The sequence below is a fragment of the Ekhidna sp. genome (assembly GCF_965247405.1).
In the GTDB taxonomy this organism is placed as follows: domain Bacteria; phylum Bacteroidota; class Bacteroidia; order Cytophagales; family Cyclobacteriaceae; genus Ekhidna.
This window is the reverse complement of record NZ_OZ252014.1, coordinates 1584511-1608559: the sequence shown is the minus strand read 5'-3', so window position 1 is coordinate 1608559 and position 24049 is coordinate 1584511. Positions and strand designations below refer to the sequence as shown.

Sequence of the window (24049 nt, the reverse complement as noted above, 5' to 3'; positions counted from 1 at the left end):
TGGCTAACTTTGCGGACAAATATAACCGTTCAAGGTGGTTAAGATCAGCGATATAGAGATAGGAGAGTTTCCATTACTACTGGCACCCATGGAGGATGTCAGTGATCCCCCATTTAGGGCGGTCTGCAAGCAAAATGGAGCAGATTTGATGTTTACGGAGTTTATCTCCTCAGAGGGGCTAATCCGACATGCAGAAAAAAGTGTGCAGAAGCTGGATATTTACGATTATGAGCGTCCCATCGGCATTCAGGTTTTTGGTGATAAGATCGAATCAATGCGGGAAGCTGCTGCCATTGCAGAGGAGGCAGACCCGGAGATCATCGACATCAATTATGGCTGTCCGGTGAAAAAGGTGGCCTGCAAAGGAGCTGGTGCTGGTATTTTGTTGGATCTTCCCAAGATGCAAAAGATGACCGAAGAGATTGTGAAGCAGGTCAATAAACCCGTAACGGTAAAAACACGTCTCGGATGGGATGATTCTACCATTAAAATTCATGAAGTAGCTCATCGCCTGCAGGATGTAGGCATCAAAGCACTGAGTATCCATGGACGTACCCGGAAGCAGATGTACAAGGGTGAGGCCAACTGGGAACCCATCGCTGAGGTAAAAAATGACCCGGGAATTCACATACCTATTTTCGGAAACGGAGATATTGATTCACCAGAAAAGGCACTTGAATACAAAAACAAGTATGGGGTAGATGGCATCATGATTGGCCGTGCGGCCATTGGTTATCCATGGATCTTTAATGAGATCAAGCATTTCATGAAAACCGGTGAAAAACTGGATGCTCCCACTTTGGATGAACGAGTGAGGATAGCGGTTCAGCACCTTGACTTTTCCATAGAATGGAAAGGAGAAAAGCTGGGTCTTTTTGAGATGCGGAGGCACTACACCAATTATTTTCGTGGAATCCAGAATTTCAAGCCGACCAGAACTACACTGGTAGAATCAGAATCCTACCAGGAAGTGAAGGAGACTTTATTGCAGATTCCAGAACTTTTTGCTGAGGTTGCTGCTTATTAAGCAAGCTCAGTATGCAACAACTCAAAAATCGATCATGCAAAAATCACCTCTTCTGGCCTGGGTGCTCCTGCTCACTTTGGCTTTTATTTGGGGCAGTTCATTTATCCTGATTAAAAAAGGGCTTGTCGGCCTTGAGCCACAGGAAGTGGGTTCACTACGAATCGTAGCGGCTTCTTTGTTTTTGCTTCCCTCTGCTATCAAGCGATTCAAGTGGGTTGATAAATCACGTATCGTTTATTTAATGTCAGTGGGCTTTCTTGGAAGTCTGGTACCTGCGTTTCTTTTTGCGATCGCACAAACACAACTCGAAAGTGCCATCACGGGTGTTTTAAATGCTCTGGTTCCAATTTTCACCATCTTAATCGCACTCATTGTCTTCAAACAAAAACAAACCAAGGCGGTGTACTGGGGTGTAATTATCGGATTTGTTGGAACAGCAATTTTGATTACTGCTGGGGAAGGCAACTCGCTTAGCGGGATTAATGCATATGCTTTGCTGGTGGTTCTGGCAACCATCTGTTATGCCTCCAATCTGAACCTAATCAAGCAAAAGCTGAATGATTTACATGCAGTGACAGTCACCAGCGTTTCATTGATTTTGGTTGGGCCTATCGCTGCAATCTATCTTTTTGGATTCACAAATTTTTGGCCAAAGCTGATGAGCGTGGAAGGAACGGGATTAGCCACTTTTTATATTGTTTTGCTTGGCGTTTTGGGGACGGCCATAGCACTTATCATTTTTAATAAAGTTCTACAGATGAAAGATGCGCTTTTTGCCTCCTCGGTTACCTACATCATCCCAATCTTTGCTGTAATGTGGGGTGTGTTGGATGAGGAACGACTTTATTTGATGCACTATGTTGGAATGATTGCCGTGGGGATTGGCGTTTACATTGCAAACTCTAACAGAGCAGCTTACAAGAAAGCAGGTAAGACAAAATAAACCAGTACGCTTATCAGGAGACTGGAGGTGATGTTCAGCCAAACACCTGCCCGTACCATATCACTCATTTTTAGTTCGCCGGAGCTAAATACGATGGCATTTGGCCCTGTAGCGATCGGCAGCATGAATGCACAAGAGGCCGCCATAGTAGCTGGTATCATCAGGAAGAACGGATGAACACCAATGGCCTCTGCTAGTGATGCAAGCACAGGCAGCATGATGGAGGCTGTGGCAACATTGGAAGTAACCTCAGTTAAGAAATTCACGGTCAGTGCGATTATTAAAATAATAGCGAAAAGAGGAAGCTCTGACACACCTGCTAATTGCAACCCCAGCCATTCTGCCAGCTGTGAACTTTGGAAAGCAGCGGCGATGGAAAGACCCCCACCAAAAAGGATGATAACACCCCAGGGCAATTTTTCTGCCTCTTCCCAAGTGAGGAGCGGTTTCCCTTTTTTCGTTTTTGATGGTATGATAAAAAGCGTAAGTGCTGCCGCAATAGCGATTACGGTATCATTGATACCCGGAATGAATTGATTCAGAATGAAAGATCGGGTTATCCATAAAATAGCAGTAATGATGAAGATGGTAGCAATTACTTTTTCTTCCTGCCCCATCTTTCCAAGTGACGATTTTTCCTTTGTGATCATTTCTTTCCCCACCGATACGTCCACTTTATGTAGTTGAAAGACGAGTCGGGTTAGAACAAACCAACAGAATCCCAGCATAATCAAAGAGAAAGGAAGTGCAAATGCCAGCCAGGATGCAAAACTGAACTCTTGTCCATAAAGTTGATTAGCAATAGAGACGAAAATGGGATTGGTTGGGGTGCCAACCAGTGTAGCTACTCCGCCAATGGAAGCAGAGAAAGCAATACCTAAAAGCAATGCTTTAAAAAATTTTCTCCCGGATTCTCCGGTAAGCTCTCTCATTTCAGTGATCAATGCTGTTCCAATAGTCACCATTAGCAAGGTTGTGGCCGTGTTGGATATCCACATGGATAAGAGACCGGTAGCGAGCATAAATCCAAGTACGATCAATTGAGCATTGGTACCAATTGCTGAGATAATTTCGATGGCGATTCTTCGGTGAAGGTTCCATCGCTGCATACCAATTGCGATAATGAATCCACCCACAAATAAGTAAAGCATTTTGTCACCGTATGCAGCGGTGGTTTGAGCGATTGGTGCTCCTCCTGTGAGAGGTAGCAAGACAATAGGGAGTAGTGCCGTAGCGGATATGGGAAGCGCTTCTGAAAGCCACCAGGTCGCAATCCATAGCGTAGAGGCTAATACTGCATTAGCCTCTTGATTAAGACCCTCAAAGGGGCTTCCAAAGAAAACGACACAAAACAAAATGGGCCCGATAACGAGCCCAATTCTTTTTCTTATCATACAAGGAAAATTAGAATGTTTCTTCTTCCCTTAATTTCTCAAAATCAAATTCGTTTAAGAAATTTCTTGCTTGATCAATGTTTTGGAAGTCGAACTCTTTCACTTCTCCTTTTCGGCCATGGATCTCTATTTTGACAACTGAGATACGTGCATCATGAGTTAATGGATCGTCAATCAATTGACCACTGGAAGCGTCCTTTATCTTATGCGCCAGCACCACATTTTTACGCTTGATCCGGTTACAATAAGAGCACTTAAATTCTTTCAGTAGCTCTCCATCCTCTGTTTCGGTAGCTTCTTTAATGATCTCTTCTTTTTCCAGTCTTAGTGTTTGGAATCCGCAACGATCGCATTCAAGCGCACTCAAATGACCTTTGTATTTTTCAATTTTGGTATAACCGGTAGATTCATCGATCCACACATCATAATCCACGGAGAATACATTTTCTTCTGCCTGCATTCCCTCATCCAGGTACGCATCTTCCTCATCCTCACTTAATAGTTTCATTTTTTTCCCATTCTCCGGATTGATTCGTGGAGTATACCGTAGCTTTTTTAGCTTTTTTTCGAGAATACTAGGGTAGTAAAACTTTAAGATAAGTTGTGCTATATATCCATAAAGCACTCCAATACACATGGATACAAACAATCGGATAAAAAACCACAGAGGATCAATTTTCATGGTCTCGTATTCCAGCGTATTGCAGAATAAGAATAGCGCAATGGCTACCATGATATGTCCGGTTAGAAGCTTTTTAGACTCCTTTTCACTGGCGAGATCGTACTTTTCTTTGTACGTTTTCTTTGTAGCAAATGTGATTTTGTAAAAGAGGTAATTAAGTACCCCGATACCAAGCACTACAAAAACCAGGATGTAGACGATCTCTTGCCATTTGGCGAGAAAATCGAGATAAAATTCTTCATTCATACAGGTGACAAGTTTTAACAAAAATAAAACGATTTAAAAAATCGCTACACTTTATTGAAAACAGTACGAATTTTCGCTTCCCTAATTGTTCGCCGAATTAACTTTTTTAACTGAATCAGTAAGAAGCACATCCAGAATGGAAACCTGGTGTGCGTATGGGTTGATTGAGTCTGCCTGCTGAGGTTCTTGGTTCACAGGAAGTAAAGACGCCCATTTAGAAAGCTCTTCGTGTGCTACCTCTGATATTCTTTCTTCTGCCTCCATTAGGAAAGCAAAAGTGCCGAGCAGCAGCAGTAGCGTTATGAGTTTATTGAGCTTGGGTTTCATGAGTCTTAGTCCTTTTTCAAAATGAGCGTCTATCACTTCTTGTTTGAAAACCTAACCTTGCTTAAAAGATGTGCAACACCATTAAAAAGTTGCATCACACCTTAAATTTTACGAATACGAGTGTTAATTACAGTTAATTCATGTTAATTGGTGTAATTGACCACCCGAATTGTACAGAAAGTACCCTCGATAGTTTAGAAGGTTACAAGGACTGTGCAACTATTTCCAGCTCATTGGATAATTCTCATCCACATATTGTAACCCTGTTTCGGTTACATAGAGTGGCCCGAAAGTATCCAGCATAACCGCAAGCTCTTCGGTTTCTTTTGCTCCAATACTTTTTTCTACTGTGCCTGGGTGTGGTCCGTGTGGCAATCCTCCCGGGTGCAAAGTGAATGAACCACGATCGATTCCTTTCCGACTCATAAAGTTTCCTTCAACATAGTAAAGGACTTCATCTGAATCGATGTTAGAGTGATTATAAGGGGCAGGGATCGCCTGCGGGTGATAATCGAACAGTCTTGGCACAAAAGAACAAATCACATAACCATGTGCCTGAAACGTCTGATGAACAGGAGGCGGCTGATGGATTCGTCCGGTAATAGGCTCAAAGTCATGAATAGAAAGTGCGTAAGGATACAGGTTTCCATCCCAACCTACCAGGTCGAATGGAGATGTTTCGTAGTGATAGTCGTGAAGCATGTCTTCATGCTTGATTTTGACCAGGTAGTCACCTTTATCCCGTTCAGTAACCAATTCCGATGGAGGTCGAATGTCTCTTTCACAATATGGAGAGTGTTCCAAAAGCTGCCCTAACTCATTGCGATATCTTTTTGGGGTTTCCACCGGATGATTAGATTCAATGACCAGCAGCTTCAAAGGTACTTCATCCCATTCCAGTCTGTAAATAGTAGTTCGTGGGATCACTACATAGTCTCCTTGTTTTATTCGTAGTTTACCAAACTGTGAGTATAGGTAGCCGTTTCCATCATGAATAAATATCACCTCATCAGCCTGACCATTTTTATAGCAATAGTCCATTTTCCTGGAGGTCGGGTGGCAAATAGCCATGCTCACATCCTTATTCTTAAGCAACACCTTTCGAGCTTCCAGGTAGTCACCTCCTGTAGTCTCAACTTTTGAAGTATTGAGGTGGGTTTGCTTCAAGGTATAATCTTTGGCTATTTCCTCTTTCCATGGTGTGGATTTCCCCACCTTTTCTACCCGCGTTGGTGGATTGATGTGATAGAGATTTGAATAGATCCCGGAAAAGCCACGAGATGAAACCAGTTCTTCTGCATACAGACTTCCATCTGGCTGCCTAAACTGAATATGTCTTTTTGGAGGTATCTCTCCTAGTCTGTGATAGTATGTCATATTACCTCTTAGCTATTTTATCTGCCTCATCCATTAACCGAATGGCTTGCTGAAAAATCTCATCTTGTTCATTGAAGATGGGATAGAACCCTTCATTGTCCCAAATCCCCCTGGCAATATACGCCTTAGTTAGTTGTTTTAACAACCTTTTTGATCGATTGAACTCCATTTCATTGAATTTCAATCCATTATCGATTGCTACACCTACAAGTTCTTTCAACATCTTATCTGTAACATCAAAAGACGTTCTAAATGTTTCAAAGCCCATTTCCTCTAGCTCTTCACTGTTTTCCTGAGCGTAAAGAACTGTGTATTCCTGAAGCGAATTTGTATTGAAAAGTCGGTTGAGGTAGCGGGTATTTTGAGCAGTATCTAATGGAACGAAATAGTCGGGAGTGATGCCGCCACCACCGTAAACGATACGTCCTTTGTCTGTTTTGTAAACCAATGAATCGTTGAATTTGATACTATCAGAAGAGTACACCTCTCCATTTTCATATCGATTGTAAGCCTCCAGGTAGTATTCGTCCAAATCACCGCTCTTGTACATTTTTTGAATGCTTCGTCCGCTCGGGGTGTAGTACCTCGAGATAGTCAATCGAAGTTCAGAGCCATCATTTAGGTCGATAGGAAGTTGAACCAGGCCTTTTCCAAAAGATCTTCTGCCTACTATCAATCCTCTGTCATGATCCTGAACTGCTCCGGCAACAATTTCGGAGGCGGAGGCAGAGCCTTCATCCATCATAATTATTAATGAGCCTTCCTCAAAATCTCCCTTTTCTCCGGAATAGTGCTCTTCAGCGTATCGCTTTTCTTTACCGTCTGTATAAACAATCATTTGTCTGCCAGCGAGAACTTCATCGGCAATCTGCACTGCTCTGTTCAAATAACCACCGGGATTTCCAGTTAGATCAACGACTAACTTTTTCATACCCTGGTCTTTGAGTTTTAACAAGGCTTCCTTGAATTCCAAATAGGTGGAGTTGGCAAAACGAGCGACTTTGATGTAGCCTATCTCATCATTTACCATGTATGAAACATCTACGGAGTATTGTGGGATTACGTCTCTCTCGATAGTAAAGTCAATCAACTCGTCTTCACCACCGCGTTTGATGCTGACAGTTACTTCAGATCCTCCGGGTCCTCGTAGCATTTCTACTACTTTTTGATTGGTCATCCCCACGCCGGCTACATTTTCTCCATCAACCTTAACAATTTTATCACCGGCACGAATGCCCAGCTTTTCAGAAGGTCCACCACTCAAAGGGGTAACCACATGTATGGTGTCTTTAAAAATGTTAAACTCCACACCGATCCCTTCATAGTTTCCCTCCAGACGTGATTGAATTAATTCCAGCTCTTTTGCGGGGATGTAAGATGTATGCGGATCCAGTTCCTCCAACATGTTAGAGATGGCACTTTCCACTAGTTCTTCACTATCCACATTGTCCACATAGTCATTCTCAATGTGTGTAAGAACTTGCCGGAACTTATTGAGGCCTTTTAAGAAATCAGAAGTAGGCGTAGAAGTAGATCCCGCCATATTTGCCCCGATCAGTACACCAATGCATAGTGTAATGGCAATGTAGAGAGGTAAACGGACTGCTCGGTTAGAATTTTTATGTGTACTCATAAGATGACGATAAAGTTCAAAAATAAAGGTTATTTAAAAGGAATGAACGCATTGATGATCAAACTGTTGACATGCGTCGATTAACGGGTTATTTTTGTATATGGTCTTCGAGAAAACGATCGGTCAGGTAGTCGATGAAAACTATGTGTATGCAAGAGCGCTGCATTACCTGGGAATCGACTTTTTTGAGGCTCCAAATAGGAAGCTTCGGGAGATATGTGATGAACGAGGGCTGGATCGAAAGCAAGTAATTAAAAGCTTTTACGAATTTGATACTTGTCATCGTTTTAGTTTCTCGGATTTAGAACGCTACCCGATTGAGCTGCTGACTGAATACCTTAAGTACTCCCACCATATTTTCATAAAGGAAAAGCTCCCCTACATCGTCCATTTGGTGAAAAAATGGGATCGGGAGGAGGGCTTGAAGAACTTGCTGCCTGAATTTGTCGAAGACTTTATCAAGCATATCTACGAGGAGGAAGACACTACATTTAAGTACATCGAATTGCTCAGCGAATGGAAAAAGGGATCGATCTCAGCGTCTTTTGACCTATTGATACGATTTAATAATTACTCATTGGCAGATGAATTTGAGGAGCACCAGGATGAAGATGAATTTGGAGCCATTCGAGCGCTAATGTCCTCTTTAGAACCTCAGGATTTGCACGATCGCGTGTTGATGCATGAAATCAAGTCGTTCGATCGGGAAATGATCTACCACGCTGAAATCGAGAATCGAATCTTTTTTCCAAAAGCCATTCAACTGGAAAAGGAAGTACAGCACAAGGTGAAAACCTTATCTACCCTTAACTAATGCCGCGAATACTTGCGATAGATTATGGCGCCAAGCGCACAGGCCTGGCCGTAACCGATCCTTTGGGTATGATCGCCACCCCGCTGGAAGTCATTCCAAGCCACACATTAGAAAATTTTCTAAAAGATTATTTCGAAAAGGAAGATGTATATCGGGTGGTAATTGGTATGCCCAAAAACACTGATGGAAGCCCAACCAACGCAACTCCGCTGGTTCAGGCATTTATTAATCGATTCAAAAAAGTTTTCCCTTCAAGGGAATTAATTTTGCATGATGAGCGCTTTACCTCTAAGATGGCGATGGATGCCATGATTACAGGTGGGATGAAAAAGAAAGACAGAAGGAATAAGGGAAATGTAGACAAGGTAAGTGCCACCATAATTTTGCAATCATATTTAGAAAGTATTCTATGATTTTTCCAATCGTACTATATGGCGATCCGGTGCTGAAGAAAAAAGCCAGTGAAGTAGAAGAAGGAGATGAGTCTGTTAAGGAATTTGTCGAAAGCATGTTTGAAACGATGTATGCCGCTCAAGGAGTAGGATTGGCGGCACCACAAGTGGGTGAATCTATCCGAATCTTTGTGGTTGATACCTCGCCCATGGAAGATGATGAGGAGGAAGGGTTAAAACAAGCATTCATCAATCCGATCGTGATTGAGGAGGTGGGCGATGAGTGGGCGTTTGAAGAAGGGTGCCTCAGTATTCCTGGAGTGCGTGCAGATGTAGACCGAAAGCCTAAGATCACCATTGAATACTTTGACGAGAATTGGGAGCTACACGAGGAGACTTTTGATGGGATGAAGGCTCGTGTGATTCAGCATGAGTATGACCACATTGAAGGCAAACTTTTCACGGATTACCTAACCCCATTCAAGAAACGCCTGATAAAAGGGAAGCTGGCAAATATCAGCAAAGGGAAAACGGATGCGGAATATCGGGTGAAAGTACCGAGATAGTATGACTACCCCCAGCCCCTAAAGGGGTGACAATAGAAAGTGTGTTCTAACTTCGAAAATGCGGGGTGATCCCTTTAGGGAGAAAGGGGTGTTGAGGACGCTTAATAATTGATTCAATTAAAGAACCATGAACGATCTGACCATATCATTGATCCAAGCCGACCTGCACTGGGAGGAAATTGATGCCAATCTGGCCATGTTCGAGGAAATGATATGGTCGATTGACGGGTCTGACCTGATTGTTCTTCCAGAGATGTTTACCACTGGTTTTTCTATGAATGCTGAAAAGCTGGCTGAGCCTCCTGGTGGAAAGACATTCAAGTGGATGCGTCAGATGGCTACCCAGCAAAAAGTAGCTGTCACAGGGAGTGTGATCATCAAAGATCAGGGTGAGTTCTACAATCGGCTCTATTTTGTCTACCCAGACGGTTCTTCTCAACAGTATGATAAAAAACATCTGTTCAACCTGGCTGCTGAAGGTGAAACATACACTTCGGGAAAAGAGCGTGTCATATTGGAATATGAGGGATGGAAAATCCATCCCATGATCTGCTATGACCTCCGTTTTCCGATTTGGGCCCGATCAAGGAAGACCATGGATCAAACCTATGAATACGACTTGTTGCTTTATGTTGCCAACTGGCCCGATACGCGAGTGAATGCCTGGGATACGTTGCTGAAGGCTCGTGCGATTGAAAATCTTTCCTACTGCGCTGGGGTGAATCGAATTGGTACGGATGGGTTTCCAAAAGAGTACAACGGGCATTCGGGCATATATTCTCCAAAGGGGGACGAGTTGGCTTTTTCAGATAATAAGGAGCAGATACTGACTGTCACCCTATCAGCAGAAGAGCTACAAACCTATCGTCGGGATTTTCCATTTCAGGAGGATGCGGATGATTTTACACTGAAATAAAAGTCTACTTACCGACTTATCAAGTACATTTTCATAACACTTTAGTGATTTTCAGGTTTATATGATGTGAAATACATAATTATAGTCGTCTTAACACTTCTTGTATTTGCAGCTTTCAGTCAAAGCCTGAGTGAAATACGTTCTGAATTTCATTTGGTGGTGCTGAACCCGGATGACTCTCGAAACTTCCATGATTTTGTTTCTGAAATAGAAAATCCTTCACCTACCGTGCAGGCATATCAGGCAGTATCAGAAGCATTGTTGGCGCAGGTAGTTTGGAATCCCTTCAATAAGCTAAAACAGGTGATTAAGTACAATGATCAAATGAAGGAAGTAATTGAAATGGATTCACATAATGTAGAAATTCGCTTCTTACGTCTGGCAATTGAGTATAATCTTCCATCCTTCTTGGGCATGAGCATCCACATGGAAGAAGACGTCAGAAAAATTGTATCCAACCTCTCAAATATCTCCCGAATGCAGGTGAGCCCTCACTTCGGAAAGTATATTTTCGGTTTTTTAGAGCAAACCGACCTATGTAGCCCCAGTCAACTGGCACAGATGAAACGTAGTTTTGATCGGGGCGTGGTTACTGCGGGGGCGGAGTGATTAAAATCATTAATCTTGATATGAGGTTAATACGCCATCTTCGAGGTATAGATAAATATCTTTATAGACCCATTGTTCTCTCACGCCATAACTAGTGACAGTTCTATTTATATCATTTGGTCTGCCTATACTATCAATTATCATTTCAGAAGTCATCCCAATCCATATTTCACTATTGGCTAATTTAGTAGCAGTTTTAGCATCATACTTTTTTGTTAAACGCTTGATTTTAGATTCATACCTTGCGTTAAGTTCGTCTTGAAGCAACTGACTTTTCACTTCTCGCGTAGAGTCTTCGAACACCTTATTCTGAGCAAGAATAAGTGAGTCTACCGATGGAGAAAAACCGAAAAGATACCTGTATCTCCTTTGAGTAATTAATTTAGTTTGGCCAGTTGCCAAATCTTTGATTTTCATCGAATCTGGTGGAATAATTTTATCAACCAGAATAAGGTCAAAACGCTCTCTTTTGAAATTTTTAAATTCAATGCTTTTTTCAGGGGCAAGGTTTATTAGTAATTCACCTTTTTTCCCAAGCCCATTTTTAGTAGCGTCATAAATTCTTCTTTTTTCACTTACTTCTAATTTTTTCCTGCGTTGATAGTCAGTTATAAATTGTTCTACTGCTTTCTTTGGTCTGATTTCCTCTGGGCGTATAAATCCAGTCTTTCCATTAGCAAAGACTTTAACCTTGCTTCTCTCGAATCCTATCAACTCAACAGAGTCAACATTAATATTAATTCTTTGACCAAGGAATGCTTCGCTCATCATATAGGTAGCCGATGTAGCCAATTTAGAAGTTAATGTAGATTTTGAATTGAGATACTTATTGTATTCAATTTCGTCTTTAATTTTTATGATTTCAGCATCTACTTTTTTGATTGAATCGAGAAGTTCTTTTTTAATTGTATTGAGTTGATTTAAACTTTTCTCAAGGTTTTCATTTTGAGCAAATAGTTGGGTTAAGTAGAAAAAACAAAATAGTAATGATGTAAATAATCGCATAACTTTACTTACTTTATAACCAACTGTAAGATAAAATTTATATGGTGGAAAATGAAGAGCTCATCACACATCAATTCTCGTTTCAATTCCTCTTTGGCTTGTTGGTCTCTGGCTGTATTCTAAGCGCTATAAGACACCTCGAAAGATGAGGACAGGGGTAATCTTGTTATTTGAGGTGGTTTCGTCCAATATACCCAATCCCAATCACATTTTTTGAGTGATGTTCTTTCATGAGGGGGGTGTGATAATTGAGTAATAGAATTACTGTGATTTACGTTGCATTTTAAGAATATTAGATAGGATTAATATTCCTCTCCAAAGCGTCAATACAATGACTATTAAGCAACCAATATTATAGTAATAAAGTACTTCGTGACCATTTGAGTAAAACCCCAGTTTAAATACATAGATAAGAACTGAGACAAACAAAAGAGACTTTATGCAATTTTTAAAATGTCTAACAGTTTCAAAATAATACTCAGTTAGAAAAAAAAGTTGAAAAGTTGATTTACTCTTAATGTCATTCGTGTCTTTTAAGTTGGTATTGGCTTTGAATGTAATCAGTATTGTGAGCAAGGTCAGAATAAGTCCGGCACTTGTGAACCCAACTGTAGCTAAATCAGAAGATATCGCACTCACAAATTCCTTATTATCAATTAGGTTTTTAAATACTCCCTTATTTACTAGGATGATTATCATACATACTATCAATGAAGAGATAAGGTAATCCCAAAAAATTGGTCGCTTAAAGTATCGGTCTAATATTGAATCAATCATCCGTCAATTGATTTCATAAATTCATCAAAATCTTCTTTTATTAGATTGTACCAGTCATTTGCGTTTTTTAATGAATCCTTCTCAATTTCTTTTAGGATTTCCTTCTTGCCTTTAATTAAGTTGAAAAACTCCTCTTTCCCTTCTTTAGATTCATATTTCACTACAAAATTTTCAAATCCCTCAACAGTATAAGGCTTGGCTTTAAATTGCCTTAACAGCTCTTTTACCATTCCAACACTTTCTTTATTGACATGTTCACTATTCACATGTGTTCCACCCTGAGATTGATACATTAATTGTAGCTTAACATACTTAGGTTTTAGTTTTTGTCCTAGCGTACTAATTCCGGTAAAATACTTTCCTTGAATGTTTGGATCAAGTTGTGATAAATTTTTTGGGTTGACTTTAATATCAATATCCATAACGTTTTTTAAGTCCTCTAAGGTTTTATCTATATCTGCATCCATGAACATTTCAACAGTTGTTGCTTTGGACTCTTTAAGTATGTGATGACTGATTTGCCTTAGGTAATACTCAATATCTGATATCCTGGGGCCATGATAATTAAAATCAACACAAACTATAGCACGGTGTGGTTGAGAGTAATCTATAAAGAAATGTGTTTCTTCAGCAATGGAACCCTTACTTGAATCAAAAGGAATTAGCTCAAATTCATTATTTGGTTTAATGAGAGGTGCTCTCCCTGATCTCAATAATGCAATTCTACAATTAATGCGTTGCTCTTTGGGTAAAAAACGAATTGCTGTAATAAAAAGCTCCCTTGGATTTTCTCCCGTTCTATTTTGATGTCTGTCTATTAAAACTCCTTTTTTATCCTTTTTCTCCTTAAGAATATAATTCAGTACATCTCTTAGAATTTGATTGGAGGCTGTTTGGCGATCCTTGTATGGTGTAAATTTAAGTGAGTAGAAGTTGAAGACTAATTGATAGTTGTTTTCCAAGCTTTTATGAGTTTAGTGAATTATTAAGAGATAATCAAAATAAATCTCATCAATTAGATAGAGTATGTCAATACCCAAATTTGGGTAAAACGGTTATATTAAACAAGCCAAGCCGTGTAAGAAGAAAATGTTTGTACCAAAAACAAAAAAACCAAATACTAGATGTAAATGAGGTTTAATGCAGAGGCGGAGGGATTACTCATACGCACCACCATGCCACACAGCCCCTCGTGAATTCCACTTCGTTCCATTTCGAACCCCCTCGGGAATTCTCATATCTTCAGCATTATAAAATGAAAAAGGCCAGCACTTTTGGGATTACTAGCGTGATCCCTTGAGGGGGTGTGTCAAGCAATGACCCTTCCTCACTTTGCTCGAAGGTTGTTTTGTATTTTTTCACTCATTCGAGCAAGCTCGATTCGTTCCAAAACAAAAAACCCTGATGTTTCCATCAGGGTCATTGCTTGCAGAGGCGGAGGGATTCGAACCCCCGGTACCTCGCGGTACAACGGTTTTCAAGACCGCCGCATTCGACCACTCTGCCACGCCTCTGTGATCTGCAATTTCTTTGTGAGTAGCTTTCTACTCTTTTATGACCTTCCGAGGCGGTTCCGCCGCATTCGACGCGGATGGCTAGTCCACTCTGCCACGCCTCTGTGATCTTTGCTTTCAACTTGCTATGTGCAAATCTTCAAAATAGTTTCCATCGCTGAGAAGCGACGAAAATCGGATCGCAAAAGTAGCATTTTCCATCAAACTGTCAAACTGATGCGTTGGTCTTTTGAAGAATTCTTAAGTCCGAACAATGGACGCAGCAAAAACACCCTTCGAATAAGAACATGGTAGGTGATAAGCGAGCCACCAAAAGTGAAAATCACCAATCCAATAAATTTTAATATAGGGGGCAGGTTCATGGGGAAAAGCACCAAACTTCCCAGATGTATAAAAATCCAGTGAAGGATATAAACAGGGTAAGCAGCTTCGCTCAGGTAACTCAAATACGAATTGGAAAAATTGAGATATTTGAACCCTAACCCAAGAAGGGCATAAATCCATATTAATGTCTCGATTGACATCAGGAACACAGGACTCTCCATATCGAAGTAGAGAAGCCTTACGAGATATAGGACAAATCCTATAATCAGGAAGCTCCATTTCCATTTGTTCACCGTGTGCCAGAAAACATCTCCAGTATAGACAAATATATAGCCAAGAAAGAATGCGATAAAGCCGAGCACATATCCATGGAAGGTTAGTGCGTACATGGTGTAATGTTCCGGGTCAATCAGTAAAGACTGCCCAATGAATGGGATGGTCCATAGCAGTAATTTCACCGGGTGATCCACCAGCTTAGCCAACTTCATCTTTAAAGTATCTTGCTTCCTTTTCATATAAAACAGAAGTGGTGCAAGAAGCAGGACATAGCTAAAAATGTTTCCTAAAAACCACAGGTGAGCCGGGTGGAATTGAAATTTTAGATCCTGATTATAATACACCTGCCAAAGAAAAATCTGAAGCGGAACAATCAATATGGTTCCGACAATGAAGGGTAACAGAATTCGTTTGGTACGCTCAGTGAGTAACTTTTTCCAATTTCGTTTTCTCATCGAGAAGTAAACCCCCATACCGGAGACAAAAAATAACAACGGGATACGCCATACACTTAAAAGAGACATAGGCACCCATAACGATTCAATGGACTCAGGACTTTGGATGAACCCAATGAACACCCCCCAGGGCTGAAAAGGGATTGCCACATGATAAATGAGCAGAAATCCTATGGCAATCACCCTCAGCCAATCGATATCATATCTTCTGGTTTGCATTCTCAATTTTGGTTAGCTGTAGCTTGCTCCAGAATCGTAGCTATTTCTTTTCTGGCGTTCTGAAGCTTATCGTAGTTCAGAGAGAATCCCATTGGTCCAAGGTCTTTGCTCAGCTGATCGTAGATTGGTTTCATTTGCTCAAACGGGCCAGAGACGGTCTCAAGAGCTGTGGAGCCATAACTATTCTTTGCATTGATATCTACTCCCTTTTTGATTAAGGCTTTAACCACTTCTGTTCTTCCAAAAAATGCTGCAGAGTGAAGCGGAGTTGAGCCGTCAGCAGAAGTTAAAGTCAGGTCCACATCCGCTTCTATCAATGCTAAGGCGACATCTGTTTTATTAAATGTAATGGCAATGTGAAGTGGAGTTGATCCGTATGCATCTTTTTCGTTCAAATTCGATTTACTTGATATGTGTTTATTAATCTCCTTAAGATTTCCGAAAAAAGCTGCTTCCTGGATAGTTGTTCTTGGTTTTTCTGTTTTAGCAGACGTTGAAGATTCGGTTTGAGAATTGCATGACCAACTCATACCTAGTATGAAAAGGATCATAAATGTTGATAGTGTTTTCATCGTTACTTTGATTTTATAAAATTGATGATACAAAGCTCCGAAAGGGGTAGCAGGAGTATGTATTACGAATGTTTCAATACCTATCACTTTTCAGTCACCAATAATAATTATGCGTCAAGAATGGTAATATTGATTCATCTATGGTTTTAAATGTAGTTTTGAAGCCGCTTCAGAAATGAAGATGAATTCAGGTAAAATCATGTCGTCAAAAGGTGAAATAGTAGAGAAACTGACCCGTATTGTTGAAAAACATTTGGCGGATGAAAACTTTGGTGTGTCAGAGTTGGCAGAAGAAATGGCTATCAGCAAGTCCACTTTGCTTCGAACGGTTAAGAAACACACCTCGCTTTCTGTCAATCAATTCATTAAGGACATACGTTTGGAGCATGCCAAGGTCAAGCTAAGGGAGTCGCAAAGTACCGTAGCTGAAATTGCATTTGAGACTGGGTTTGGCAGCCCTTCTTATTTCATCAAGTGTTTCAAGGAGAAGTATGGTTATTCACCGGGAGAGCAAAGGAATGAATTGATCCCGGAGGAGGATGATAAAGATAATGCGAAAGGGTTCAAGTGGATTCGGGTTTTTGTTGGCGTTGGTATTGTTTCAGCTATTCTCATCGCTATTTCCTATTTCCCACTGGAGGATAGTCAAACGGATGAATTTCATGAAAAGTCCATAGCTGTACTTCCATTTAAGAATGAGAGCAGTGATTCTTCCAATTTATATTTTGTCAATGGGATGATGGAGTCGATTCTGAATCACCTCCAAAAAATTGAAGATCTGAAGGTGATCAGTAGAACCTCAGTAGAAAAATACAGAAGCTTACAGATGACCACACCGGAGATTGCGCAAGAACTTGGTGTCAGTTACATCGTGGAAGGAAGCGGTCAAAAGCTGAATAACGAAATTTTACTGACAGTTCAGTTGATTTCAGCAGTGGAGGACCGTCATCTTTGGTCGGAACAGTACAAACGTGATATTTCGAACGTGTTTGAGATACAGGCGAGTGTATCTCAGCGAATAGCTGAAAGTATAAAGGCAATTGTCAGCCCGGAGGAACAGGATCGAATCGAGGCAATTCCTACCGAGAATATGGAAGCATATGATCTTTATCTAAAAGGAATGGAATTTCTGAACCTCGGGACAGATGCAGGACTTGATTCAGCATTGAAATACTATTCTCAGGCCATTAAACTGGACAATGACTTTGCTAACGCCTATGCTTATTCAGCAATCTGTTATTACTATAAGGACTTTCTCAGATCCAAAAAAACAAACCTAAATAAATTAGAAACCTATGCGGACAAGGCGATTTTGCTTAATGCGGAGTTGCCTGAAGCGCTCATCGCGAAAGGGATGTATTATATGCAGGTTTCCAGGTATGAGGAAGCTACTGAGTACTTTGAAAAAGTGTTGAAGTATAATCCGAATTCAGCCTGGACACACAACTTTCTCTCTGAAATTTATAACCTCTATTTACTAGACACAGAAAAATACCTGATCCACTCATTGTCTGCCCTGCAGTTGGATTTGGGAAGCACGGACTCTATCGAGCTAAGTAATACTTACCTGATTCTGGCGAATGCTTTTAGTCAATCAGGGATGATGGATAAGGCCAAAGAACACATTGAAATTTCACTCGATTATAATCCTGAAAATGTATTCTCTAATTATTTAGTCATCTTCATTGATCTGGCCAGGGGTCTGGACTTGCAAACTGCACGATCGCGAATGCTAAAAGTCTGGAATAAGGACACCACCCGGTTGGATGTTTTAAAGGAGCTTGCAAAGATCTGCTACGTGCAAAAGGATTTCGAAGCGTCAAATCGATATTTCAGTCGTTTTCTGAGCAAGAAGGCCAAGTATGGGTACAATATATTTCCAGCCGAGGATATTACGATGGCATATGTTTTTAGGGAATCTGGTAAGTACAAACAAGCGGATTCATTGCGAAATACTTTTGAAAAGTTCACACAGGCAGATGAAAGCATTTATCAACCGCTTCATTACACATTTTTACATCTCTACGACAGGAATGTAGATAAGGCTTTGGCTTCTTTCAAAGCATTTTCTGAAACAGATGATTATATGTACTGGATATTATTGATGTTTGACGGTGATCCGCTTTTTGAATCTGTAAAGAATAGCCGCGATTTCAAATCCACTTGGGAGGCAATGAATGCCAGATTTGAGAACCGTAAAAAGGAAAAAATCAAGAAGCTCAAGAAGATGGGATTGTGGTAATTCCTACTTCTCAAAAAAAGGAGAAATGGAATCTTTCATCCGTTCCGGCATTTTCACGGGTCTTCCGGTCTCCAAATTCATAAAAGCGAGCGTCGTTTCTCCCGAGTTAAGGAGCTTGCCGTCCTCATTGCTAATTTCGTAGAGAAAGGTCATTCGTGCCCGTGGCATTTCGGGGATGGTGAGTTTGATGGTAAGTAAGTCATCATATTTAGCCGGGCCATGATATTTGATGGACATATCAAGTACAGGCATACCCACACCGGTATCTTCCATCTCTTTATAAGGAAATCCTATTGCTCGAAATGATTCGACCCGAGCAATTTCATAATACCTTGGATAGTTGCCGTAGTAGGCAAATCCCATTTTATCGGTATCGGCGTATCTCACGCGGAGTTGTATTTCGTGCGTATACATTTATCGATAGATTCGTTCTCTGTTCAATGCTCGCTGAAATTTGCGGGCGTTCACATTATGCTCGCTCAGTGTGCGTGCAAAAACATGATATCCCGAGAAATCAGCTTTTGCACAGAAATATAGGTAATTATGATCTTCGAAATTCAAAACTGCATTTAAAGCAGGGATACCAGGTAAATTGATCGGACCAGGTGGTAATCCTCTGTACTTGTAGGTGTTGTAGGGAGAGTCAAATTCTTTGTCCTTGTTCAAAATTCTCCGAATACTGAAGTCACCAATTGCAAAAACCAAAGTGGGATCAGCCTGCAAGGGAATACCTCTTTTTAGCCGATTGATATACACTCCTGCAATGGATGGAGCTTCGTCCATTTTATTGGTTTCACCCTGCACAATGGAAGCCAGCGTAGCGACCTCTGTTTGACTCATGCCAAGATTTGCCGCTTTCTGTTTACGCTCATCCGTCCAGAAGCGATCGTATTCCATTTTCATGCGGTCCAGCAATCCTTGCGGTGTGATGGTCCAATACACTTCATAGGTATTCGGGATAAACATGCTGATGAAGGTTTCCTTTGTGAAACCATAATGTGCTGCAGTAGTATCTGCTAGCAGAATAGGAGCCAAATCCGCCGAATCAATCTCCAGGCTATGGGTTAGAATTTTTGGAAGCTGCTCCAGCAGGCGAGCATTCGAAAAAGTCAGTTGGATGGGTGTTTGTGAGCCTGACCTTAGCAAATTGATTAGTTCGATATTGGTCATGTCTCCCTTGATGAGGTACATCCCGTTTTTTACGTTCATATCCAGGTCTTTCAACTTAGCCAGAAAACTGAATGAAACCAGGTCATTCACAATACGTTCCTCAGCAAGCTTATTTTGAAGCTGCTTGAATGTAGTGCCTTTGGGGACAGCAAAATACCTGTCATCCTGCTCGATCAGCACATTTGGGGTATATAGAATCTGGTAAGTATAAAAGGCGAACGATGACAACATCATCGTGAAAACCACAAGAAAAATGGCGATGAAATATTTTTTACGCATGTATGCAAAAATAATGTTGGAATATGGACTATAGCAGATCTACTGGGAATGCTACAGCACCATAACGTCCATGATGAGAAATGGATATTTCTTTTTTAGATGGTTCGATAATTGGGAGGTTCAACTCGTCAGATCCAATGTGATAATCTAATCCCTGATCTCTGAAAAATTCAATAACCATGAACCGAATGCCCTCGCTCCAATCATCGTCAGAGTTTTCAAATATTTTGAATGTAATGTTTTCCAGCTCTCCACACATAGCCACGATGTACTCATCAGTTATTTTGATTTCACCTTTGATATCGTCCGATTCGAATATGATTTTTTCATCCGCTTCGAATACTTTTATTGGAATTTTCTTAGGAGCAAAATTCAGCGGCTCACGCTTGCACTTAAAAACGGCCTCTTTGGCAGACCAAAGAATCCAGAAAATATGAGGGTGCTCGATGGAAACATCATCGGGATTAGAAATGAGGTCGAGTGTTCGGCTATTGCGTTCCTTAAACGACGGATCTTTGATGTCTACTATGTCTATGCCCAGCATGAAACAAATTTAAGCAAGTGATCTTAGTCTAGCATGATAATACTGGAAACAGATACGTAGATGTTTGCTTGATCATCCAGGTAATATCTGTTGTAGTTGTAGCTGAAGATACTTTCCAGGCTAAGAATCATGGAAGGAAGCTTCTTTTGCAGGTTGGCTCCAATGGAGTACTCAATGTCGTGATTGTCTCTTCCTTGCACGTTAATAATGAAATAATCCTTATTGGCTTCAATACGCTGTATTAGAAATCCTAAGATTTGATCCTCACTTTTGATTCGGAGGCCGAATAAAGCGCTATTACCACCGGGCCCGATTCCCGCACCAACAATCTGTCCATCATTAGTGTAGCCTTGCTTATTTACATGGTGCAAATAAAAAGACGGTGTGGCTCTCCATAGATAGGTGTGGTTGATGGAAAGGTTGGAATGCTCATAGTTGATGATGACCTCTTTTCCTTTTTTGGTTGAAAATGCTTTCTCAAAACCGATGGTGTATGCTCTGCTGTGTTCTGGCTCCAGCAAAAATCGTGAGGCTGCTCCGGTAAAATCATTCTTTGCAAACTCTAGATAAGCCTTAAATCCAGACTTTGGAAGTTGCCATTCCAGAGAGATAGATGCCAATTGATCAAAAGTGTCATTCGTATTGATGCTATCTCCGCGCTCTCCTCCATCAAAAATATAGATTGGAGAGAAAAGGTCTTTGTTTTCAAAAAACTGGGTGTCTTTATAAAGCACCTTATTAAATCCTAGTGTTAACTCAGGAAGAAACTTTGGACTGTATCCAACAAATATCCCATTGAAAAAACGCTCATTGTTATTGGGGTTTGAGTCAAAGTAGTCTGACTCTGTAAGCAATCCGGCGATATAATTGAATTCCCATTTTCCTGTTTGTGCCTTTCTAATAGTTATATCGAAAGGCTCTGTTCCAATTCTCAGGTGTGGAAACCCGCCTGCCTGATGACTCAAAAGGATGGGATTGAACATGGATGGTCCTAGTGAATAGTTGATTGTGGAAACAGCAGTTTCCAGCACTCCAAAATCTATTTTTATCTCGCTCTGTCCAGGATGAACCCGCACAAACCCACCCGTACCATAGCGCTGAACCCAATCTATCTGCGCACCACCTCTTGCGAAGTGGTAGCGGAAAGCTGCATTTTCTTCTGTTAAGATATCAGCAGTTTCGAATGAACTATTTTGTGAATAATAAAATGCTGGATAGAACACATACGATATTTTTCCTTTCTTTCCTGCGATTCCTCCCTGCAGCTCAAGCGTCAGGCCCTTACCTTTCCAAATCGGCCCATCATTGTATCCTCTTGGGTAATGAGAGTTGAATGAAGTACCTATTCTAGGGTTTAGGATGGAAAAGTCCTCAAGAGGTGTTTTGACTGTTTTATGTAATGTTAAACTTGTTGAGTCCCGAATTTCACTCCACGGAAAGTAAGTTGTTCGGAAGTTAATTACCTCCTGACAAAAGCTCGTTGAATGTGCCAACAAACCGATAACGGCGATATAGATGAGCTTGACATTCATGGAAAACTATTGCTCTTCTTTCTGCAGTTTGCCGTCTCTCAGCTTCAGCAAGTGGTCAGACAAACCAAAATATCTATCATCATGCGTGATAACAATAAGGGTCTTTCCTTTTTCTTTTAAGAAAGGAATGATCTTGTTGTAAAAGATATCCTTGAAATAAGGATCCTGATTGGCAGCCCACTCATCAAAGAGGTAAATTTCCTTGTCTTCCAGAATAGAGCTAATGAGAGAAAGTCGCTTTTTCTGACCTTCTGATAGACTTTTTGTCGTGAAGCTGCGATTCTCGATTTTTACTTTTTTGGTGAGCTCCAACATATCAATGAGCTCTTGACCTTTTGCCTCCAAAAAATCAGGATCAATATGATCCAGCTCTTTGAACACATAGGAATCAGTGAAGACTGCTGAGTAGCGGCTTCTATAAAATGATAGGTTTTCATTCTCAACAGGAACCTCCCGGTATTCGATGGATCCTCCTTTAGCCTTATAAAGACCCAAAATAATTTTTGCTAAAGTGGTTTTCCCACTCCCATTTCCACCAACAATGAAAACAGATTCACCATTCATTATTTCCAGGTCAATAGGCCCCAGCTTGAAGTGTTCGTCTTCGTCGGCATGGTAATAGGTGTGTTCAACCTGATTTAGACGAACCAGCGGTTTGGAGCTATCCCACTTCTGGTTCATTATTTCCTCATCGTATTGGAATGAAGGCTCCAATGAAATACCCACTTGCTTGATGTGCTGAAACGAAGCTTCTATGTTTTTCAGGCTTCTTAAAAATCCAGTTGCGGAGGATAAAGGAGCCAATGTAAAAAGCACGAGCGTCAGATATTTACCAAAAAACTCAAGTGTTACGAATCCTGTTTGGAAAATAATGACAACCAAAGCTCCCATACCTAAAAGAAGTACCAGGTCGGTAGACCTGTTGAAAATTGCTGCAACCACACTCTCTTTCAGGTAATATTTCATCTGTGTCTTACTGGTAGGGATCACATGATCATCAATAAAGGATTTCGAAAAATTCTTATTCAATGACAACTCTTTGATACCAAGGATCAGTCCCTCAAAGTGAGTGAAGAGATTATTAAGGTGGCTTCTTGCACTGAACGCATATTTCCGAATCAATGGAAGCGCTACTTTACTGATCACTATAATGAGTGAAAACAAAAAGATTGTAGCGAGAGAAAGAATAGGAGAGTACCACACCATGTATCCAAGTATGCCAATCACTGTAGCTAAGCCAGTAGTTACTGCCGGCAGGGTTCTGATGTGTGTTGCTATTTTGTCAATATCACCACTAAGAATTGGAAGAAGATTGGTTTGGTTGAATTCGATCTCCTCATATGGTGCCTGAATAATTTTCCTGGACATCTCTATTCTGAGCTGATGAATGATGCGCTGCATGAGTTTAGATACGGCATAGGATGCAACAATCGAGAGGGCACCATAAGCGATCCAGAAAAGGCCGAATTCAATGAGGAAGGAGGTTAATTGAAAATTATCATCTTGAATGGCCTGGTGAATACTTTTAATTACCATGGTAGAGGTGAATCCAGTAAGAATACTGGCAATCAGCGCAATGGTAAAAAGCTTTAAAGAAGACTTGATTAAAATTCGGATTACTACCATGAAGTTTTTATTCAGCCGCGAAGCTAGCTAGATTTAGACCAATGATGAGTGAAGGCTCTACCTACCACAGTTCATCTAAATAGAATGTCTCAGAGTAAACTTTTCCTACTCTGCCATCATCTCCGGATTCACGAACAAACTCTACCAGTTCATCATTCCTCATGATGTCATAAACTATGTCCCAGTGAGTGTCTAATTGGTTGTATGGCTCTTTACCATTGTAAAGGTCAACTCTAAGCTCGATAGCCCCTTCTTCTACATATTTAGTGATGTCTACTTCTATATTAAAATCACCAGCCACTGTTTTGCTATCGTAGATAACAGAGTCATCTACATGCACGATCGCGCGATTATCAATTTGACGAAGCACTACTTTATATTGATCGGGTTGATTGCTGGCCTCAGCAGGAGCACTTTGAGTTTCTTCATTTGATTCCTGCTTGGATTCACTATTTGGAGATGTGCAACCAAAAGCAATTGCCAAATAAAAAATTGAGTGAAAAATGTATTTCATATTGATAACTTATTTGAATTCAGATCTCAGTAATGTCATTAATAATTGATCAGAACCTCAAAACTGATCAAGAA

Annotated in this window: 23 protein-coding genes and 1 tRNA gene; 8 read left to right on the top strand and 16 right to left on the bottom strand. The window is 40.7% G+C overall.

Going from position 1 to position 24049, the window contains the following annotated elements; translation table 11 throughout:
- The first annotated feature begins 34 nt into the window (after positions 1-34).
- On the top strand, positions 35-1027 hold the full coding sequence (gene dusB / locus ACP14Y_RS07250; protein ID WP_424962292.1) for a tRNA dihydrouridine synthase DusB: 993 nt from the start codon (positions 35-37) through the stop codon (positions 1025-1027).
- Between the two features lie 34 nt (positions 1028-1061).
- Positions 1062-1970, top strand: coding sequence for a DMT family transporter (locus ACP14Y_RS07245; RefSeq protein ID WP_424962291.1), 909 nt, complete (start codon positions 1062-1064; stop codon positions 1968-1970).
- Here the strand turns inward: ACP14Y_RS07245 and ACP14Y_RS07240 are convergent.
- The 5 genes from ACP14Y_RS07240 to ACP14Y_RS07220 form a co-directional block, all read right to left on the bottom strand.
- Positions 1943-3364, bottom strand: a complete 1422-nt coding sequence (locus ACP14Y_RS07240) for an SLC13 family permease (RefSeq protein WP_424962290.1) — start codon at positions 3362-3364, stop codon at positions 1943-1945. The two genes, ACP14Y_RS07245 and ACP14Y_RS07240, sit on opposite strands and share 28 nt — an antisense overlap.
- Positions 3365-3374: 10 nt before the next feature.
- On the bottom strand, positions 3375-4292 hold the full coding sequence (locus ACP14Y_RS07235; protein ID WP_424962289.1) for a hypothetical protein: 918 nt from the start codon (positions 4290-4292) through the stop codon (positions 3375-3377).
- A gap of 81 nt (positions 4293-4373) precedes the next feature.
- Positions 4374-4619: a hypothetical protein gene (locus ACP14Y_RS07230; protein ID WP_424962288.1), complete on the bottom strand. Its 246-nt coding sequence runs from the start codon at positions 4617-4619 to the stop codon at positions 4374-4376.
- Positions 4620-4838: 219 nt separating this feature from the next.
- Positions 4839-5996 (bottom strand): homogentisate 1,2-dioxygenase, encoded by a 1158-nt coding sequence (locus ACP14Y_RS07225; protein ID WP_424962287.1) that lies wholly within the window; start codon positions 5994-5996, stop codon positions 4839-4841.
- 1 nt (position 5997) lies between these two features.
- The gene (locus ACP14Y_RS07220; RefSeq protein WP_424962286.1) at positions 5998-7629 is read right to left on the bottom strand and encodes a S41 family peptidase; all 1632 of its coding nucleotides are present in this window, start codon (positions 7627-7629) and stop codon (positions 5998-6000) included.
- Positions 7630-7729: 100 nt separating this feature from the next.
- Here ACP14Y_RS07220 and ACP14Y_RS07215 point away from each other — a divergent pair, with 100 nt between their 5' ends.
- From ACP14Y_RS07215 to ACP14Y_RS07195, 5 genes are all read left to right on the top strand, one after another.
- Positions 7730-8443, top strand: a complete 714-nt coding sequence (locus ACP14Y_RS07215; RefSeq protein WP_424962285.1) for an iron-sulfur cluster repair di-iron protein — start codon at positions 7730-7732, stop codon at positions 8441-8443.
- Positions 8443-8856: a Holliday junction resolvase RuvX gene (gene ruvX, locus ACP14Y_RS07210; protein ID WP_424962284.1), complete on the top strand. Its 414-nt coding sequence runs from the start codon at positions 8443-8445 to the stop codon at positions 8854-8856. The genes ACP14Y_RS07215 and ruvX overlap by 1 nt, the downstream gene beginning before the upstream one ends.
- On the top strand, positions 8853-9401 hold the full coding sequence (def, locus tag ACP14Y_RS07205) for a peptide deformylase (protein WP_424962283.1): 549 nt from the start codon (positions 8853-8855) through the stop codon (positions 9399-9401). Before ruvX ends, def begins: the two co-directional genes overlap by 4 nt.
- A 127-nt stretch (positions 9402-9528) precedes the next feature.
- The gene (locus ACP14Y_RS07200; RefSeq protein WP_424962282.1) at positions 9529-10317 is read left to right on the top strand and encodes an amidohydrolase; all 789 of its coding nucleotides are present in this window, start codon (positions 9529-9531) and stop codon (positions 10315-10317) included.
- Positions 10318-10383: 66 nt separating this feature from the next.
- Positions 10384-10926 (top strand): hypothetical protein, encoded by a 543-nt coding sequence (locus ACP14Y_RS07195; RefSeq protein WP_424962281.1) that lies wholly within the window; start codon positions 10384-10386, stop codon positions 10924-10926.
- A gap of 9 nt (positions 10927-10935) precedes the next feature.
- Here the strand turns inward: ACP14Y_RS07195 and ACP14Y_RS07190 are convergent, their stop codons facing one another.
- The 5 genes from ACP14Y_RS07190 to ACP14Y_RS07170 all read right to left on the bottom strand — a co-directional run bounded on the left by ACP14Y_RS07190 (position 10936) and on the right by ACP14Y_RS07170 (position 16068).
- Positions 10936-11931, bottom strand: coding sequence for a hypothetical protein (locus ACP14Y_RS07190; protein WP_424962280.1), 996 nt, complete (start codon positions 11929-11931; stop codon positions 10936-10938).
- Positions 11932-12704: 773 nt separating this feature from the next.
- Positions 12705-13670: a hypothetical protein gene (locus ACP14Y_RS07185; RefSeq protein ID WP_424962279.1), complete on the bottom strand. Its 966-nt coding sequence runs from the start codon at positions 13668-13670 to the stop codon at positions 12705-12707.
- A 467-nt stretch (positions 13671-14137) separates the two neighbouring features.
- Positions 14138-14222 (bottom strand) — tRNA-Ser (locus tag ACP14Y_RS07180).
- Between the two features lie 200 nt (positions 14223-14422).
- On the bottom strand, positions 14423-15496 hold the full coding sequence (locus tag ACP14Y_RS07175) for an acyltransferase family protein (protein WP_424962278.1): 1074 nt from the start codon (positions 15494-15496) through the stop codon (positions 14423-14425).
- Positions 15497-15498: 2 nt separating this feature from the next.
- The gene (locus tag ACP14Y_RS07170; protein ID WP_424962277.1) at positions 15499-16068 is read right to left on the bottom strand and encodes an ankyrin repeat domain-containing protein; all 570 of its coding nucleotides are present in this window, start codon (positions 16066-16068) and stop codon (positions 15499-15501) included.
- A gap of 199 nt (positions 16069-16267) precedes the next feature.
- Here ACP14Y_RS07170 and ACP14Y_RS07165 point away from each other — a divergent pair, with 199 nt between their 5' ends.
- Entirely contained in the window at positions 16268-18310 is a 2043-nt protein-coding gene (locus ACP14Y_RS07165; RefSeq protein WP_424962276.1) for a helix-turn-helix domain-containing protein, read from the top strand.
- 3 nt (positions 18311-18313) lie between these two features.
- On the opposite strand, the gene ACP14Y_RS07160 is transcribed toward ACP14Y_RS07165, so the two are convergent.
- The 6 genes from ACP14Y_RS07160 to ACP14Y_RS07135 all read right to left on the bottom strand — a co-directional run bounded on the left by ACP14Y_RS07160 (position 18314) and on the right by ACP14Y_RS07135 (position 23975).
- Entirely contained in the window at positions 18314-18697 is a 384-nt protein-coding gene (locus ACP14Y_RS07160; RefSeq protein WP_424962275.1) for an acyl-CoA thioesterase, read from the bottom strand.
- Between the two features lie 27 nt (positions 18698-18724).
- Positions 18725-19759 carry an endolytic transglycosylase MltG gene (gene mltG, locus ACP14Y_RS07155; protein WP_424962274.1) on the bottom strand — a complete coding sequence of 345 codons (1035 nt, stop codon included), beginning with the start codon at positions 19757-19759 and terminating at the stop codon, positions 18725-18727.
- A 28-nt stretch (positions 19760-19787) separates the two neighbouring features.
- Positions 19788-20303, bottom strand: a complete 516-nt coding sequence (locus tag ACP14Y_RS07150; protein ID WP_424962273.1) for a 4'-phosphopantetheinyl transferase family protein — start codon at positions 20301-20303, stop codon at positions 19788-19790.
- Between the two features lie 23 nt (positions 20304-20326).
- Entirely contained in the window at positions 20327-21835 is a 1509-nt protein-coding gene (locus tag ACP14Y_RS07145) for a capsule assembly Wzi family protein (protein WP_424962272.1), read from the bottom strand.
- A 6-nt stretch (positions 21836-21841) separates the two neighbouring features.
- A complete protein-coding gene (locus ACP14Y_RS07140; RefSeq protein WP_424962271.1) occupies positions 21842-23461 on the bottom strand; it encodes a cyclic peptide export ABC transporter in 1620 nt (539 codons plus the stop codon).
- Positions 23462-23522: 61 nt separating this feature from the next.
- Positions 23523-23975: a hypothetical protein gene (locus tag ACP14Y_RS07135; RefSeq protein ID WP_424962270.1), complete on the bottom strand. Its 453-nt coding sequence runs from the start codon at positions 23973-23975 to the stop codon at positions 23523-23525.
- Between the last annotated feature and the right edge of the window lie 74 nt (positions 23976-24049).

Bases quoted from the DNA above. Each gene is read 5' to 3' on its own strand.
- ACP14Y_RS07245 (WP_424962291.1), top strand. From the start codon at position 1,062: ATGCAAAAATCACCTCTTCTGGCCTGGGTGCTCCTGCTCACTTTGGCT.
- ACP14Y_RS07240 (WP_424962290.1), bottom strand. From the start codon at position 3,364: ATGATAAGAAAAAGAATTGGGCTCGTTATCGGGCCCATTTTGTTTTGT.
- ACP14Y_RS07235 (WP_424962289.1), bottom strand. From the start codon at position 4,292: ATGAATGAAGAATTTTATCTCGATTTTCTCGCCAAATGGCAAGAGATC.
- ACP14Y_RS07230 (WP_424962288.1), bottom strand. From the start codon at position 4,619: ATGAAACCCAAGCTCAATAAACTCATAACGCTACTGCTGCTGCTCGGC.
- ACP14Y_RS07225 (WP_424962287.1), bottom strand. From the start codon at position 5,996: ATGACATACTATCACAGACTAGGAGAGATACCTCCAAAAAGACATATT.
- ACP14Y_RS07220 (WP_424962286.1), bottom strand. From the start codon at position 7,629: ATGAGTACACATAAAAATTCTAACCGAGCAGTCCGTTTACCTCTCTAC.
- ACP14Y_RS07215 (WP_424962285.1), top strand. From the start codon at position 7,730: ATGGTCTTCGAGAAAACGATCGGTCAGGTAGTCGATGAAAACTATGTG.
- ruvX (WP_424962284.1), top strand. From the start codon at position 8,443: ATGCCGCGAATACTTGCGATAGATTATGGCGCCAAGCGCACAGGCCTG.
- def (WP_424962283.1), top strand. From the start codon at position 8,853: ATGATTTTTCCAATCGTACTATATGGCGATCCGGTGCTGAAGAAAAAA.
- ACP14Y_RS07200 (WP_424962282.1), top strand. From the start codon at position 9,529: ATGAACGATCTGACCATATCATTGATCCAAGCCGACCTGCACTGGGAG.
- ACP14Y_RS07190 (WP_424962280.1), bottom strand. From the start codon at position 11,931: ATGCGATTATTTACATCATTACTATTTTGTTTTTTCTACTTAACCCAA.
- ACP14Y_RS07175 (WP_424962278.1), bottom strand. From the start codon at position 15,496: ATGCAAACCAGAAGATATGATATCGATTGGCTGAGGGTGATTGCCATA.
- ACP14Y_RS07170 (WP_424962277.1), bottom strand. From the start codon at position 16,068: ATGAAAACACTATCAACATTTATGATCCTTTTCATACTAGGTATGAGT.
- ACP14Y_RS07165 (WP_424962276.1), top strand. From the start codon at position 16,268: ATGTCGTCAAAAGGTGAAATAGTAGAGAAACTGACCCGTATTGTTGAA.
- mltG (WP_424962274.1), bottom strand. From the start codon at position 19,759: ATGCGTAAAAAATATTTCATCGCCATTTTTCTTGTGGTTTTCACGATG.
- ACP14Y_RS07150 (WP_424962273.1), bottom strand. From the start codon at position 20,303: ATGCTGGGCATAGACATAGTAGACATCAAAGATCCGTCGTTTAAGGAA.
- ACP14Y_RS07145 (WP_424962272.1), bottom strand. From the start codon at position 21,835: ATGAATGTCAAGCTCATCTATATCGCCGTTATCGGTTTGTTGGCACAT.
- ACP14Y_RS07140 (WP_424962271.1), bottom strand. From the start codon at position 23,461: ATGGTAGTAATCCGAATTTTAATCAAGTCTTCTTTAAAGCTTTTTACC.
- ACP14Y_RS07135 (WP_424962270.1), bottom strand. From the start codon at position 23,975: ATGAAATACATTTTTCACTCAATTTTTTATTTGGCAATTGCTTTTGGT.